The organism is Mesoflavibacter sp. CH_XMU1422-2, assembly GCF_037029245.1.
GTDB lineage: Bacteria > Bacteroidota > Bacteroidia > Flavobacteriales > Flavobacteriaceae > Mesoflavibacter > Mesoflavibacter zeaxanthinifaciens.
On record NZ_JAYMEE010000059.1, the window covers coordinates 146,736 to 162,698 of the forward strand.

The window sequence follows — 15,963 nt, forward strand, 5'->3', positions numbered from 1 at the left end:
TTCTTTTTGTAGGAATTTTCCTTTAATAGAAGAAAATGCATTTTATCATATCAGGTAGAGGATATGGAGAGACAAAATTAGTAAACCGTTGTTCTAACGGTGTAAAATGTTCAGAAGAAGAGCATCAACAAAACAGAAGAAGTATGTTTATTGTTACTAGCAATTAAAACATAAAATAAAATATAAAAAAAGTGCTTCTTAAGAGAAGCACTTTTTTTATGCTCTAAAATTATATTACTAAATATTGCCTAAAAGGACTCAGAACAAATTTCGTATTTTGTAAATTTGTTAGACTTAAAAAATAAGATGGCAGAAGAAAAAGTAATTTTAGTAAACGAAAAAGACGAGCAAATAGGATTAATGCCTAAAATGGAAGCACATGAAAAAGCATTGCTACATAGAGCGTTTTCAGTATTTGTATTTAATGATAAAAACCAGTTAATGTTGCAACAACGCGCATTAACAAAATACCATACACCAGGTTTATGGACCAATACTTGTTGCAGTCACCAACGTGAAGGCGAAAGTAACATAGCAGCAGGAAAAAGACGTTTAATGGAAGAAATGGGCTTTGTAACAGAGTTAGAAGAAAAAACATCGTTTATCTATAAAGCACCTTTTGAAAACGGGCTTACAGAGCACGAATTTGACCACATTATGGTTGGATATTACAATGATGAGCCAAACATTAATAAAGATGAAGTCGAAGCTTGGAAATGGATGTCTTTAGACGAAGTAAAGCGAGATATAGAACTGCATCCAGAACTATATACCGCATGGTTTAAAATTATTTTTGAAAAGTTTTACGAATTTATAAAGCATTAATCAATGAAAGTAACCGTTAGCAGAAAAGCACATTTTAATGCCGCACATAGGCTGTATAGAAAAGACTGGACAGAAGACAAAAATAATGACGTATTTGGTAAATGTAATAACCCAAGCTTTCATGGTCATAATTACGAGCTAATTGCACATGTAACAGGAGATATTGATCCCGAAACAGGTTATGTAATTGATATGAAAATCTTAAAAGATATCATTAAAGAAGAAGTAGAAGATGCTTTTGATCATAAAAATCTAAATGTAGACGTACCAGAATTTAAAAACTTAAATCCAACAGCAGAAAATATAGTTGTCGTAGTTTATAATAAAATTAAAGCCAAATTAGATCCAAAATTTAAACTACAAGTTACTTTGTACGAAACGCCACGCAATTATGTAACTTATCCTTCAAAATAATTAGAATAAAACTATCAAAAACTAAGTTATATAGTGAAGATAATAAACTTTATATGTAGCTTTGCGCAAATTAAATTTTAATTATCATGGCAAATAAAAGAGACCTAAAAAAAGACATTAATTACGTTTTAGGAGATATTATTGAAGCAGTTTATATCTGGGAATATGCAAATACAGATAAAGACACAAAAGAAAGTGAAAAAATTATTGATGATGCAATAACAACTTTTGACGAGTTAATAGCAAAAGTAAACGCTAAAGATGTTGAAAATAAGAAAGTTCACTTTAAAGGTATTCAACAAGAACTAGAAGACAAAGGTAGAGCGTTAATAGAAAGAATTAACAAATTAGGATAATTTTTTAAAAAAAAGTTTGCAAATATCATTTCTCAAATTATATTTGCACTCGCTTTGCCGATGTAGCTCAGCTGGCTAGAGCAGCTGATTTGTAATCAGCAGGTCGTGGGTTCGAGTCCCTCCATCGGCTCTAAAAGCTTCTCAATAAAATGAGAAGCTTTTTTTATTAATAAAAGTTGATATTTAATCATAAAAAAAGCCATTCAATTTTGAATGGCTTTTTTAATTATTTATGTAATTTTATTTAGTTTCTTCAGCTTTTCGTTTACTTATATAGTCTTCTAACTGCTTACCATATTTAGAGTTTTTAATCTCAGGTGTTAGTACTTTATTAATCGTATCTAGTAAGTTTAATCTAGCATCATAAATTTCAGATAAAGCTATATAAGGAGCAACTTCACTATCTTTATTATTAATAGCAAAATTAACAGCATATAAATATTTTCTTTTTGTAAAGCCTTCTAAAGCCTTTTCTGTTTTCTTTATAGCAGCAGAATCTTTATTTTTTAAAGCATCTAGATTTTCTTTAAAAACATCTAAGTTTTTGTTGTTTATTTTATTCATCATTTCTAGATACTCTTGGTAAAGTTCTTGTTGTTTAGAACCTTCAATTTTAGCGTAAAAATTAAAGTTTTCTAATTTGGTGTAAATTTTGGTTACACCTTTATCTCCAAAGAAAGATATACGATCATTTTCTTTAGAGTTTTTATCTAAATACAAATGAAATACTTCTGGCTCATCAATCTCTGTTTGTAATGTAAAGTTAGAATCGCCATTTACAGTTACAGAATCTACAGTAACTAAAGTTGTATCAATTACTTTTTTTAGGTAAACAGTACCTTTTTTTAAACCTTTAACGGTAGCTTCAACAGTAAGTTTTTTTCCGCTTTCACCGCAAGAAAAAATAAGTGTTACAAGAAGTAGTACTAAGATTTTTTTCATTTTTATTTAATTTTTAGTGGGCAAATATCTTATAAAAATCACAAAAATACTAACCAGCAGAAGCTAATTGCATTAAAATTGTACAGCCAATTGCAGCTATAGTACCAACTGCATAACCAAAAACAGCTAATAGTACACCAACTGTAGCTAATGATGGATGAAAAGCAGAAGCAACAATAGGTGCCGATGCAGCACCACCAACATTTGCTTGACTACCTACAGCTAGGAAAAAGTAAGGTGCTTTAATAATTTTTGCTACAAAAATTAAAAGTAGCGCATGAATAGACATCCAAACTAATCCAATTGCAATTAAACCAACATTGTCAAATATTAAGGTTAAATCCATTTTCATACCAATACTTGCTACTAAAATATAGATAAATAAACTACCAAATTTACTAGCGCCTGCACCTTCATAATTTCTAGCTTTTGTAAAAGAAAGTAAAATGGCAATTATAGTTGAAATACTTATCATCCAGAAAAAAGAACTGTCTAAAAAGGTAAATACATTTTTTAAAGTTTGGTTTTCTATACCATCAACAATGTTTTTGAAAAAAGGAGCTAAAATACCTGCAAATAAATGGGCAACACTAACAGTACCAAAAGCGATTGCAGCCATTAGCATTAAATCTGTTAAAGAAGGATTACGTTTTACGCTATCTGTAAAAGAAGACATTTTTTCTTTTAAGGATTCAATAGAAGATGTATCTGCTTTTAACCATTTGTTAATAGCGTTTCTTTTTCCTATTCCTATTAAAAGAAGCGCCATCCATAAATTAGCAACAACAATATCTACAAAGACCATTCCGCCATAAAGTTTTTGATTATAACCGTAAATTTCTAGCATAGCAGTTTGGTTAGCTCCGCCACCAATCCAGCTTCCTGCAAGGGTTGATAATCCTCTCCAAACAGCATCTGGACCAACACCACCAACAGTTTCTGGAGAAAAAGCAGAAATCAATAAAATAGCTATAGGACCTCCAATTACAATACCTATTGTACCTGTAAAAAACATGATTAGAGCTTTCCAACCTAAATTAAAGACTCCTTTTAAATCAATACTTAAAGTCATTAAAACCAAAGCAGCTGGTAAAAGGTATCTACTTGCAACATAATATAGATTTGTGCTATGTTTTGTTATTTCACCAGTGTCTGTATTAGTGGTTTCCCATTCTGGAGCAATTAAACCTACAGTAGTTAAAACAGCAGGAAGCATATAAGCCATAAATAACCCAGGAACTATTTTATAAAATTTCTCCCAAAAGCCACCTTTTAAAGACTCTGTGTAAAAAATAGCACCAAGTGCTAACATTAATATTCCAAAAACGATAGTATCGTTTGTAAATAATGGTTCGTTCATAGTTTAGTTTTATAGTTATCGCAAAATAATCAAATAAAATTGTAATAAAAAGGACTTAAAATAAAGTTTGGCATAGCATTTGTTTTATTTAAAGTGTAATTAATTATGATGACTTGGTAAAGGTGTGGTTACCTGATCTAACGAGTAATGATTACTCATATTTTTGGTTGGTTAGTATGAAAAAGCATCTCTCTTTGAGGTGCTTTTTCTATGTAATAAACTTTAACAAAACTTTTGAATTCTAATTGTAAGGAAATCAGTATTATATAGACTAAATATATGTAATATTTGTGAAGACGTAATTATGGTGTGGTTACCATAATTAAATAGCAAAGATTATTCATATTTTTGGTTGGTTAGTACGAAAAAGCATCTCATTTTGAGGTGCTTTTTCTATTTTATGTTAAAATAAAGTTTGGCACAGCATTTGATTTATATAATATGTAATTATTTATGAAGACTTAGTAAAAGGTGTGGTTACCTTAATTAACGAGTAATGATTACTTATATTTTTGGTTGGTTAGTATGAAAAAGCATCCTTTTTAGGATGCTTTTTCTATTTAGGTATGAAGTGTATTTATCGTTGGTGTATGGTTAGTTGCGGAAATGGACGCAGTCATTTTTCGTAGTAAACCAAAAAATTAATAAGATTTAAATTCCGATAGGAAGTTCAGCCGCAATTAATTATACACGTTGTTATAAACAGTTTTTTAATTCAGTTAATTCGTAATAATTTTCTTTTATAGGTTTTAGTTTTATTGTATTTGCGCTTATTGAGGTTATTTGATAAATGTTTTCCTCTGTTGTGTCTTCGATACTTATGAATATAAAGAAGTTTTTATTAATTTCTCCAATACTCCAGTTTCCTACTAATGGTCGGCTATTATTCCAGATAGTTTCTGTCATTCGGAGTTCTTTGTTCTTGTCTAAAGGATGATAGTTTTTTGAAAATTTAATTTTAATCGAATCGCCGAATTTCCTAACACAATTATCAGTCAAAAAATTAACGATTTCTGATTTGCTTGATTCAAGAGGATAATCGAAGTTTAATCGTTTAAAGACCGTTATTGTGTTTTTTACAATTTCAATTTCTATAGAATCTTTTTTTAAAACTTTATAAGGATACACAATGGAGTCAATATTGTGTACGATTTTTATTTCTTTATGCCTTTTTTCGAATTTATATGTAGAATCGGAAAGAACAGCTTTAATTTCAGATTTATCAAAATTGATAATCATTCCCCACATTCCTGAAGAAAAAGAATAATGTTCATCAATAACTCTATCGTCAATTGACATCCATATTCCGTCAATCTCTTGAGCTTTGCAAGATACTAATCCAATGACTAAAAATATTAATTGTAGTACTTTTTTCAACTTGTTTATATACTATTTAATAAAATTTGAAATGGTATTAATTAATCCTTCTGCAATAGGTCTTTGGGTTTCTGCATATGATTTTGAATTTTCTAGATCATCACCATCTATAGTAACAAGTACGTGATTCATATTTTCTATTATTTTTAAAGTAGCATCTTTATTAGCTTCTTTTAAAAGTTTAGCTTCAGTTTCACTTACCTGTAAATCTTTAGTTCCGTTTATAACTAAAATAGGTATGTTTAAAGTACTTAAGACTTCTGTTGGATTATATTTCATCCAATTTATCATAAACTTTTGGATTTCGATATTAAATATAGAAGATAATGCCATAGGATAATCTGTAGTTGTTTTACCTTCTTTTAAAGTTTTAAATATACGTTTAGTATCTTCTGTAAAATTAGGTGCTGTTTTATTGACTTGTTCTATAATAACTTGATCAATACTTTGTCCAGCACCTGCTAAAGATATAAAACCATCTGCACGGTCCTTAGCAGCTAGCATACCAACTAAGCTACCTTGACTGTGCCCAATAACATAAATTTTATTAAAGTTTTTAGTGCTTTTAAAATAGTCTATTACAGATTTTGCGTCTGTAACAAAATGATCAAAAATTATATTTTTATCTAAATTGTTAGATTTTAATTGTTTAACAATACGTTTATCATATCTGTATGTAGCAATATTGTTATTGGTAAGATTTACAGCTAATTTTTTTAAGCTGTTATTTTTTAAAAAATTTTGATTACCATCTCTGTCGGTAGGTCCAGATCCTGCAATTATAATAGCTAAATTAGGCTTTTTGACATTGTTTGGTGTTAATAATGTACCATCTATATGTTTATTTACAGAAATGTCTTGTTTTGTAAAATTAGATTCTTGTGCAAGAAGAGAAGAGCTAAAACAAAGCGAAATAAAAAGAACTAAAAACTTCATATTATTTTTTAATTAAAAATTGTCAAAAAAGATGCCAATTTATAGTGTTAACATGTACAAAAATAACTGAATTTATTTTATCGATAGTTATCGAATTAATAATTTTAAATAGTGTTTTTAATCCTTTGTTTTGTGTTTTTAATCGATAAATGTTAAAATTAAGTGCATTTCATCGAATATTTGTGTTTTTAAACTATTTGAAAACGAAATAATATTATGTTTGATACGTACTAAGAATTACATACTTTTTAGTTCAATGGATTAATTAATTAATATTTGCATCTTGATTAGATATAGAGACCCTAAATCTGACCAATATATAAGATGCCAAATAGCATAGAGTCAAGGTTGAGGGACCTTGACTCTTTTGTTTTTAATAATTTCTATTTAATAATTCTAAAGGTTAGATTTATTCTCTGACCAATATCTTTTTTAGTTTTTGCAATTTGATGTAACCAATGGTGTTGGGTTTTGCCTTGCATTAAAAGTAAACTACCATGCTGAAGTAATAGTTTTTGTTTTAAAGATTTATCATGTCTATGTTTTAAATGAAAGTATCGTTCTGCTCCAAAACTAACAGAAGCAATTATTGGATTTTTTCCTAATTCTTTTTCATTATCTGCATGCCAGCCATTACTGTCGTTTCCGTTTCGGTATAAATTAGCAAGACACGTGGTAAATTTTGTGTTAACTTTAGTTTCGACTTTATCTTTTATTTGCTGTAGTTCTTCTGTAAAAACATGCGGATGCATTGTAATATTTGAATAGCTGTAAGGCTTACCATTGTTGCCAAAAAGCGCAGTTAGTCTAGGTTGTTTGTAGGTTTTTCCAAAAACAGTTATATCATCTTGTTGCCAATTTATGTGTTTTAAAAGCGAATTAAAATAGGCGTCTGCTTCTTCTTTATTAAAAAAGTCTGGATAGTATTTAATGTCAGAATCTGGTAAATCTAATAATATGTCTTCAGGAAAAAGCATTTTAAAATTGTAAATAAAAATATGCCCAATACATTAAAAAGAATTGTAATGGAATGCGTAAAATTAAAACCCATTTTGGTAAACCTGCACTAGCTTTTTCATTAGAAAGCATATAGAAATGAACAGTAAAAAAAACAGCTAACATTAAAATAATACCATAAATAGCTGTGTTTTTTGTTGAAGGAAAGCATAGCGTTGCACCAAGAATAATTTCGGCAACACCACTAAGTAACACCATTAATTTGTGATTAGGAATATACTTAGGCATAATGCGCATATACATTTTAGGTTTTACAAAATGCATTATTCCAGCCAAAATATACATACACGCCATAGCGTAAAGATGCCAAGGATAAATCATAGTAACGTTTTATTTTATAAATTTAAACTATAATTTATTTATCATGAAATTTAGCCTAACTCTTTTATTATATTTTATAACTCAACTCACTTTTGCCCAACTACCTAAAGGCTTTGTATATGCGCAAGATAGTTTACCTAATTTAAAAGTTGAATTACGTTATTGTTATGATAATAATTTTGTTGGAGAACAAATAGATGGTTATGTAAACGAAGTTGTGATTACTACAGCACAAACAGTAGACGCTTTAAAAAAAGTACAAGCCGATTTAAAAACAGAAGGTTTAACTTTAAAAGTTTTTGATGCTTACAGACCACAACGCGCAGTTAACCATTTTGTTCGTTGGGCAAAACAAGTTAATGATACAATGATGAAAATGCATTATTACCCAAAAGTAAATAAGCGTAATTTATTTAAAGAAGGTTACATTGCATCAAAATCTAGGCACAGTAGTGGTAGCACTTTAGATGTAACTATCGTGAATTTAGAAACTGGTGAAGAACTAGATATGGGATCTCCTTTTGATTTTTTTGGACCAGAATCTTGGGTAAGCAATACTAATTTAACCGAAAAACAAATCGCTAACAGACAACGTTTACAAAATGTTATGCTTAAAAACGGTTTTAGAAATTACCCGAAAGAATGGTGGCATTTTACATTAAGAAATGAACCGTTTAAAAACCAATATTTTGATTTTTTAGTAGAATAGTTTTTAGACGTGCTGATCAATCAAAACAGGATTACCATCAGGATCTAAGATCACAAAACTTGCTGGACCAGAACTGCTTTCGTCAGCTTCTGTAATTAAAGGTATTTGATAAGATTTGATGTGTTTCTGGATATCTCTTACATCTGTAAAGTCTTCAAGTTTATTAGCACTTTCGTCCCAACCAGGATTAAAAGTTAATATGTTTTTATCAAACATGTCTTGAAACAATCCTACAAGCGCATTACCATTTTTCATGATTAAATAATTTTTTTCTATCTCTCCAGCAAAAGGCGTAAAGCCTAATTTTTCATAAAATGCTTTTGATTTATGTATGTCTTTTACAGCTAGACTAACTGAAAATGCGCCAAGTTTCATTATCTAATTTTTTAAAATGAAGTTTTGAAGATAGGTAATTTTTATCAAAATTGGGTTACTGTTTTAAATTCTTAATTCTTTCTAACAATGTAGGATGCGAATAATGCATAAACACGTACGCAGGATGAGGTGTTAAATTACTTAAACTGTTTTTAGATAACTTTTTAAGTGAAGTTATTAAAGGCTCTGCTTTGTAGGTGTTTTTTGCGTAGTCATCTGCTTGGTATTCAAACTTTCTAGAAAACCAATTCATGATTAATCCTGTAATTTCAGAAAGCGGACTATATAAAATACCAAAAGCAATTAACCCGATATGAAAGCTTGTTTCTTGTACGCCTAAAGCTTCAGAAAGCATTGGATTATCAATTAATAAAGACAATATAAAAAGTGTGAAACCTGTTAGCAAAATAGAAGAAATTAAATTGAAAATAATATGTTTTTTCTTGTAATGACCAACTTCGTGTGCTAGAACTGCAACGACTTCGTCTTCATCTAAATCATTAACTAAAGTATCGTAAAGTGTTACACGTTTTTCGTTACCAAAACCAGAAAAATAGGCATTAGCTTTTGTGCTTCGTTTAGAACCATCAATGATAAAAATCTTATCTAGATTAAAGCCAACACTTTCAGCATATTTAGAAATAGAATTACGCAAACTTCCGTCTTCTAAAGGTGTTTGTTTATTAAAAACAGGAACAATTAATCGCGAATAAAATAGGTTGATAAAAATGGTGAAAACAGATACTAAAATCCAAGCATAAATCCAGAATAAATCTTTAGTTGTGTGATAAAACCATGTGATGATGCCTAGTATGATTCCGCCAACAATTATGGTCATTAACCAACCTTTAATTTTATCTAAAATAAAGGTTTTTTTAGTAGTTTTATTAAACCCAAATTGTTCTTCAATCACAAAGGTTTTGTAATAAGAAAATGGCGTGGTCAAAATATCACTACCTATCATTATGATTCCAAAAAAGATAAGCGTTACCAAAATATTATGGTCTGTAATTTGTCTAGCTAATTGGTCAACAAAAGCAAAACCGTCTAAAAAGAAAAACGCCAACGTTAGCACAAAAGAAAATGTAGACGTTAATATCCCAAAACGATAGTTTGTAGCTTTGTAGCGTTGCGATTTTTTATACTCGTCTTCATCATAAACATCTTGTAACTCTTCAGGTAATTGATCTTTATAATGTTTCGCGTTAAGCGCATCTAAAATTTTATCAATAATAAAATTAATGCTTATTATGGCGATGATGATATAGAATAGGGTAGTGTGATTCATGATAATATTTTAAATAAAATCTCTTTGTCTTTTAGCTTCAAAAACTAAAATTCCAGCAGCAACAGAAACATTCATAGAGTCTATTTTTCCACTCATTGGGATAATGATGTTTTGTGTTGAAGCTTCGCGCCAAGCTTGACTTAATCCATCTGCTTCTGTACCAACAACAATAGCACTGGCTTTAGTGAAATCTTGTTGATGGTAATATGCTGCATCCTGCAAAATAGCACTGTAAATATTGATGTTATTTGACTTTAAAAATGCGATAATATCTTTTGTATTACCAGTCGCAATGGTATTAGTAAATACGCAACCAACACTAGATCTAATAATGTTTGGATTGTACAAATCTGTTTTTGGATTTGCTAAAATAAAAGCATCTACGTTTGAAGCATCTGCGGTACGTAACAACGCACCAATATTACCAGGTTTTTCTGGCGCTTCTGCAATTAAAATTAATGGATTTTTATTGTTTAGTTTCAAGTTGTCTAATTGATGCGATTTACTTTTAGCAATCGCTACAATACCTTCAGTTGTATCTCTATGTGCTATTTTTTGATAAACGTCTTTAGAGATTTCAATGATTTGAGTAGAATCGTTTAGCCTAGGTAAACTGTCTTCTGGACAAATTTCAGGATAAAACAAAAGGGTTTCTATATCGTAATGTCCATGTAGTGTTAATTGTATTTCGCGTAAACCTTCAACAACAAAAAGTCCAGATTTACGACGTTCTCTAGATTTTTCTTTTAATAAAACAATTTGTTTTATTAATTGGTTTTGTGTGCTAGAAATTTGTTTGTAAGTCATAACACAAAAGTAATTTAAAAAATGTAAGTATTGTAACAATATACCGACCTACTGTAAATTAACACTAAAACCATAAACATGAAACAAACCTTCTTATTACTTACCCTTGCTGTTTTTCTTTTTAACTGTAAAGAACAAACAAAAAAAGAAACTGAGATTACTACTGATTACAAAAAAGAAGAATTAGATGTTACAACTTCAATTTACCCTGAAACATTAACTAAAATTTTTGATGCGCATGGTGGAATTGATCTTTGGAATCAAATGAAATCCTTAGAATTTACAATGCCAAAACCTAACGGAAATGAAGTAACCTTAACCAACTTAAAAACTAGAGAAGCTTTAATAACACATCCTGATTTTGTGATTGGACATGATGGTACAAAAACTTGGTATGTAAATAATAAAGAAGGCGAGTACAAAGGTTACGACCCAAAATATTATTATAATTTGATGTTTTACTTTTATGCAATGCCTTTTGTGTTTGGAGATGATGGTATTAACATTAGCGATGCAGAACCATTAACTTTTGAAGGAAAAACATATCCTGGTATTAAATTTACTTATGAAAATGGAGTAGGAGAAACACCAGAAGATCAATATATTGTGTATTACAACCCAGAAACTTACGTAATGGAATGGTTAGGATATACCGTAAACTTTATACCTGGTATTGATACTACCGAATTTCATTTTAGAAAATATAGCAAATGGCAAGATGTAAATGGTATCTTATTACCTGCTGAAATGGTGCGTTACAAATACAAAAATAATTTGCCAACAGAACCAATGGGAACAACACAATTTATAGACGTTAAATTAACAAAACAAGCTGTTCCAAAAGCGACTTTTAAAGCACCAGAAATTGCTACAATAGTAGAATAAAAAAAGCGAGCATTTAGCTCGCTTTTTTTATTATTGGTTTTTATATTTTTCAGAGTAGCGTTTGGCTAATTCTGTTTGGTGTGTTTCAAGACTAATATCTCTACCTTGTATAAAGGCTTTAGTTAGTTTGTTAGTACGCATATCTAAAGCATCACCTTCACTAATAAATAGTGTAGCATCTTTACCAACTTCTAAAGATCCAACAGTATCATCAATACCCAAAATCTTTGCAGTGTTGTAAGTGATTAAACTTAAAGCTTGTTCTTTAGTTAATCCGTAAGCAACAGTAGTACCTGCTAAAAATGGTAAGTTTCTAGTGTTCATACGTTCCATATCACCAGCATTTTCTAATCCAACTAAAACACCAGCTTCAACCAATTGCGTAGCTAATTTGTATGGTAAATCATAATCGTCATCACCGCTATTTGGTAACGAGTGTACACGTTGTAAAAGCACAGGAACATTATTTTCTTTTAATAAATCTGTTACGTTGTTAGCTTCGTAACCACCAACAATTACGGTCTTTTTAATGTTTTGCGCTTTCGCAAAATTGATGGCGTCTGTAATTCCTTTTTCGTTATCTACATGTACATAAAGCGTTTTATTACCATTAATTAAACCTTGTAAAGCATCAAAAGGAATATCTTTTGGAGATGTATTACCCGCTTGATAGGCTTTGTTTTCTGCAAAATAGTTTTTTAATTCGTCTACTTCTTTGCTGTAATTTTTGTTTTCGGTTAAAACCATTGGTTCTCCTAACCACCAACGACCGCGCGAATATGCTCTTGGCCAATTTAGATGAATACCATCATCTTCTTTGATGATCGCATCTTCCCAATTCCAAGCATCTAATTGTACAATGCTTGACGTTCCAGAAATACGTCCGCCACGTGGTGTAATTTGCGCCATTAAAATACCGTTTGGACGCATAGATTCTACAACTTTAGATTCGGTGTTGTAAGCAATAATGCTTCGTACATGTGGATTCATAGCTCCGATTTCATCTTCATCATCACTAGCTCTTACAGCATCTACTTCTACTAAACCTAATGTAGAATTAGGAGCAATAAAACCAGGATATACATGTTTGCCTTTTGCGTCTATAACTTCGCCTTGTCTGGCTATTTTCATCATAGCACTACCAACAAAAGTAATTTTTCCGTTGTCAAACATGATTAAAGAATTTTTAATCACATTACCGTTACCCATATGCAAGGTAGCACCTTCTATAGTGTAAGCATTTGTTTGTTTTGGTGCTGGTGTTTGCTGTGCTAAACCATAAAGACTCACCAAAAGTGTTAGGATTAATATATTTAGTTTTTTCATTTTTTATACGTTTTGATTATACACGTTGTCCTTTTTTAAAACTGATGTTCTACAGAGTCACAGTGTAATAATTCTTTTTCTTTTTTCTCTATTGGTTTTGTCTTTAACCCTTTGTGTTTTGCTTGAAGCATCATAGTGGTTAATTCATTTTTTTCTTTTTCCATTGCTTCACGAAGTTGTGCATCACGTTCTATATCAAAATAAACTGTACCGTCAATAATTGTTTTTTCTGCTTTAGCATAAATAGATAACGGATGATCTGACCATAAAACCACATCTGCATCTTTACCAACTTTTATACTTCCTACACGATCATCAATGTGTAATAATTTTGCTGGGTTTAAAGTCACGAACTTCCAAGCGTCTTCTTCGCTAATATCTCCGTATTTTACACTTTTTGCAGCTTCTTGATTTAAACGTCTAGACATTTCGGCATCATCACTATTAATAGCAACCGTTACACCAGCATTGTGCATGATTGGTGCGTTAAAAGGAATAGCATCGTTAACCTCATATTTATATGCCCACCAATCGCTAAACGTAGATCCGCCAACACCGTGTTCTACCATTTTATCGGCTACTTTGTAACCTTCTAAAATATGTGTGAAGGTATTAATGTTGAAGTTGAATCTTTCTGCAACTTTCATTAGCATATTAATTTCACTTTGAACGTAAGAGTGACAAGAAATGAAACGTTCTTTATTTAAAATTTCAGCAAGTGTTTCTAACTCGATATCTTTTCGGTAAGGTTTACCACTTTTCTTTAACGCATCATATTCTTTTGCTCTTTGGAAATAATCCATATAAACTTGCTCAACACCCATTCTGGTTTGTGGAAATCTGTTTCTACTATCATCGCCCCAATTACTTTGCTTTACATTTTCACCTAAAGCAAACTTGATGAATTTTGGAGTGTTTGTGTAAATTAAGTTTTCTGGAGTTTCTCCCCATTTTAATTTAATAATTGCCGAACGACCACCAATTGGATTTGCAGAACCGTGAAGTACTTGGATAGATGTAACGCCTCCAGAAAGGTTGCGGTAAATATTAATGTCTTCTGCATCTAAAACGTCTTCTATACTTACTTCTGCAGTGCTATTATGACCAGCTTCATTAACGCTTGAAGTTGCAATATGCGAATGTTCGTCAATAATTCCAGATGTTAAATGCTTTCCTGTAGCATCTACAATTGTTGCATTACCAGCGCTAAGATTTTTACCGATTTTAGAAATTTTTCCGTTTTTAATTAAAACGTCTGTTTGTTCTAAAATACCTTCAGCTTCATTAGTCCAAACCGTTGCGTTTTTAAATAAAATAGTTTCTTGTTGAGGTAGGCTAGTAAAACCGTAAGCCATGTTAGGATATGTAACAGGGAATAGTTTTGGCGTTTCACTCTCTTTATCTTCGTCTTTATCGCTTTTTTTCTCTTCAGCTTTTTCTGAAGCTTTTTTAGTAGCGTTAAAAGCAAATTCTTTTCCGTTAGGGAAAATAGCTTTTCCTTTTATGTTTTCTGAACCTGAAATTTTTGAAACAACTCTTACAAACTCTTGTTTAGTTGTATCAATTGTAGAAAAAGTTAGTGTTAACCATTCGTTAGAAAAGTTAATTTTAGAACCTAACTCTTTATCTTCAGTTTTTACTTTAGACTTCAGTTTTTCTATATCACCAGAGATTGATAACTCGTAATCTGTGTTATTTAATTTAAACGTGTAATCTCCACGTAAGTCTTTGGTGTCCATTGGTGTTATTTCGTCTTTAACACCAGTTACCCAGTTTTGATAAATGGTTGTTTCTTTATCAAAAATATCTCCGGAAGTGATTAAAAAGTTAGCATAAGCGCCAGTTTTTAAATGACCTAATTGAGTAGATTTGCCTATGATTTGCGCAGGAATAGTTGTTAAAGCTTCTAATGCTTTAGTTTTATCTAAACCATATTCTATAGCTTTTTGAAGATTAGCCAATAAGTCTTTTTCTTCTTTTAAATCATGAGTTGTAAAAGCAAAAGTAATATTGTTATCTGCTAATACTTTAGGATTTGAAGGAGCTTGATTCCATGCTTTCAAATCAGCTAAACTAACCGAACTAGCCATTAGTGGATCTTCCATGTCATATGCATCTGGAAAACTTACAGGTACGATAAATTGTGCGTTTGTTGCTTTGATGTCTTTAATCCATTCGTATTCATCACCGCCAGCAATAAAAATATATTGAGTATTAAATTGATCACCGATTTTATCAAAACGAAGTACATTTTCTTTGCTAGAAGCATTTAGAATTTGAATTTCATTTTTATTAGCATTAAAGGCTTCTAAAGCACGATCTTTCTCTTTTATATTTCCTTTTGCGTACCAATCTGCGTCAAGATTTACTTGTCTTAATAATGCCATAGTACCCATTAAAGATGTTGGGTACATTTGACGTGATGTTTTACTTTTTGAAGTACCGTAAAACTGACCTAGTTTTTCGTCTAATAATCTTGTGGCATCACTACCTTCTGGCGCTAATGTAACTAATACGCCAGTACCTTGGATAATTCCGTCGTCAATGTGAGAGTTGACAACACCAAAACCAGCTTTTCTAAATTTTTCTGCCTTTTTACTATCAAAGTCAAAAAAGTCTAAAGCGTTTTGGTCAGGTCTTATGTGATCGTTCCAATAAAAACCATCACGACTTGCATCGTATTGAGGTGATTGTCTATTGCTTGAAGCGTTTTCAACAGGTTTCATCCCAAAATCGCTGTACGTTTCAATAAAAGAAGGATAAATAGTTTTACCGCTTACATCTACAGTTATTGCATTTTTTGGGACAGATACATTATTACCACTAGCAACTACTTTTCCGTCTTTAATTAAAAGTGTACCATTATCTACAATTTGTGTTGGAGTAATATAGATTTTAGCATTTGTAAATGCTGTGTAATTAGAGGTGTTAGTTTTTACACCATCATTTTTAGGAATATACTCTTGTGCAAAGGAATAACTACACAACAATAGTCCTAAAAAGCTTAGGATTTTTCTCATAAGAT

16 protein-coding genes, 1 tRNA gene and 1 pseudogene are annotated in these 15,963 nt (G+C 30.8%); 7 read left to right on the forward strand and 11 right to left on the reverse strand.

Annotated elements, in window-relative coordinates:
* Window positions 1-47: 47 nt before the first annotated feature.
* From WA340_RS08295 to WA340_RS08315, 5 genes and pseudogenes are all read left to right on the forward strand, one after another.
* Window positions 48-167: pseudogene (locus WA340_RS08295) on the forward strand (OmpA family protein); the annotation flags it as partial.
* 139 nt (window positions 168-306) lie between these two features.
* Window positions 307-825 (forward strand): isopentenyl-diphosphate Delta-isomerase, encoded by a 519-nt coding sequence (gene idi, locus WA340_RS08300; RefSeq protein ID WP_336128435.1) that lies wholly within the window; start codon window positions 307-309, stop codon window positions 823-825.
* Window positions 826-828: 3 nt separating this feature from the next.
* On the forward strand, window positions 829-1,239 hold the full coding sequence (locus tag WA340_RS08305) for a 6-pyruvoyl trahydropterin synthase family protein (protein WP_336128437.1): 411 nt from the start codon (window positions 829-831) through the stop codon (window positions 1,237-1,239).
* An 86-nt stretch (window positions 1,240-1,325) separates the two neighbouring features.
* On the forward strand, window positions 1,326-1,595 hold the full coding sequence (locus WA340_RS08310) for a hypothetical protein (RefSeq protein WP_027880698.1): 270 nt from the start codon (window positions 1,326-1,328) through the stop codon (window positions 1,593-1,595).
* Window positions 1,596-1,651: 56 nt separating this feature from the next.
* Window positions 1,652-1,725 (forward strand) — tRNA-Thr (locus WA340_RS08315).
* A gap of 110 nt (window positions 1,726-1,835) precedes the next feature.
* On the opposite strand, the gene WA340_RS08320 is transcribed toward WA340_RS08315, so the two are convergent.
* The 6 genes from WA340_RS08320 to WA340_RS08345 form a co-directional block, all read right to left on the reverse strand.
* Window positions 1,836-2,537: a DUF4369 domain-containing protein gene (locus WA340_RS08320; RefSeq protein ID WP_106676007.1), complete on the reverse strand. Its 702-nt coding sequence runs from the start codon at window positions 2,535-2,537 to the stop codon at window positions 1,836-1,838.
* Window positions 2,538-2,586: 49 nt separating this feature from the next.
* Window positions 2,587-3,897, reverse strand: coding sequence for a DUF819 family protein (locus tag WA340_RS08325; protein ID WP_336128440.1), 1,311 nt, complete (start codon window positions 3,895-3,897; stop codon window positions 2,587-2,589).
* A gap of 696 nt (window positions 3,898-4,593) precedes the next feature.
* A complete protein-coding gene (locus WA340_RS08330) occupies window positions 4,594-5,274 on the reverse strand; it encodes a hypothetical protein (protein WP_223077252.1) in 681 nt (226 codons plus the stop codon).
* A 12-nt stretch (window positions 5,275-5,286) separates the two neighbouring features.
* On the reverse strand, window positions 5,287-6,210 hold the full coding sequence (locus tag WA340_RS08335; RefSeq protein ID WP_336128441.1) for an alpha/beta hydrolase: 924 nt from the start codon (window positions 6,208-6,210) through the stop codon (window positions 5,287-5,289).
* Between the two features lie 383 nt (window positions 6,211-6,593).
* Complete coding sequence (locus tag WA340_RS08340) at window positions 6,594-7,187, reverse strand: alpha-ketoglutarate-dependent dioxygenase AlkB family protein (protein WP_106676015.1); 594 nt, start codon at window positions 7,185-7,187, stop codon at window positions 6,594-6,596.
* Between the two features lies 1 nt (window position 7,188).
* On the reverse strand, window positions 7,189-7,548 hold the full coding sequence (locus WA340_RS08345) for a DoxX family protein (RefSeq protein WP_106676017.1): 360 nt from the start codon (window positions 7,546-7,548) through the stop codon (window positions 7,189-7,191).
* Window positions 7,549-7,591: 43 nt separating this feature from the next.
* Between WA340_RS08345 and WA340_RS08350 the strand changes: the two genes are divergently transcribed.
* A complete protein-coding gene (locus tag WA340_RS08350) occupies window positions 7,592-8,257 on the forward strand; it encodes a M15 family metallopeptidase (RefSeq protein WP_336128444.1) in 666 nt (221 codons plus the stop codon).
* 3 nt (window positions 8,258-8,260) lie between these two features.
* Here the strand turns inward: WA340_RS08350 and WA340_RS08355 are convergent, their stop codons facing one another.
* The 3 genes from WA340_RS08355 to WA340_RS08365 are packed head-to-tail and all read right to left on the reverse strand — an operon-like array spanning window position 8,261 to window position 10,727.
* A complete protein-coding gene (locus WA340_RS08355) occupies window positions 8,261-8,632 on the reverse strand; it encodes a VOC family protein (RefSeq protein ID WP_336128446.1) in 372 nt (123 codons plus the stop codon).
* 55 nt (window positions 8,633-8,687) lie between these two features.
* Complete coding sequence (locus WA340_RS08360) at window positions 8,688-9,920, reverse strand: M48 family metallopeptidase (RefSeq protein WP_336128448.1); 1,233 nt, start codon at window positions 9,918-9,920, stop codon at window positions 8,688-8,690.
* Window positions 9,921-9,929: 9 nt separating this feature from the next.
* Entirely contained in the window at window positions 9,930-10,727 is a 798-nt protein-coding gene (locus WA340_RS08365; protein ID WP_336128450.1) for a TrmH family RNA methyltransferase, read from the reverse strand.
* Window positions 10,728-10,805: 78 nt separating this feature from the next.
* Between WA340_RS08365 and WA340_RS08370 the strand changes: the two genes are divergently transcribed.
* Window positions 10,806-11,612, forward strand: a complete 807-nt coding sequence (locus WA340_RS08370; RefSeq protein ID WP_336128452.1) for a DUF6503 family protein — start codon at window positions 10,806-10,808, stop codon at window positions 11,610-11,612.
* A gap of 30 nt (window positions 11,613-11,642) precedes the next feature.
* Here the strand turns inward: WA340_RS08370 and WA340_RS08375 are convergent, their stop codons facing one another.
* A complete protein-coding gene (locus WA340_RS08375; protein ID WP_336128454.1) occupies window positions 11,643-12,938 on the reverse strand; it encodes an amidohydrolase family protein in 1,296 nt (431 codons plus the stop codon).
* Window positions 12,939-12,973: 35 nt separating this feature from the next.
* Window positions 12,974-15,958, reverse strand: coding sequence for an amidohydrolase family protein (locus WA340_RS08380; RefSeq protein ID WP_336128455.1), 2,985 nt, complete (start codon window positions 15,956-15,958; stop codon window positions 12,974-12,976).
* Window positions 15,959-15,963: the final 5 nt, after the last annotated feature.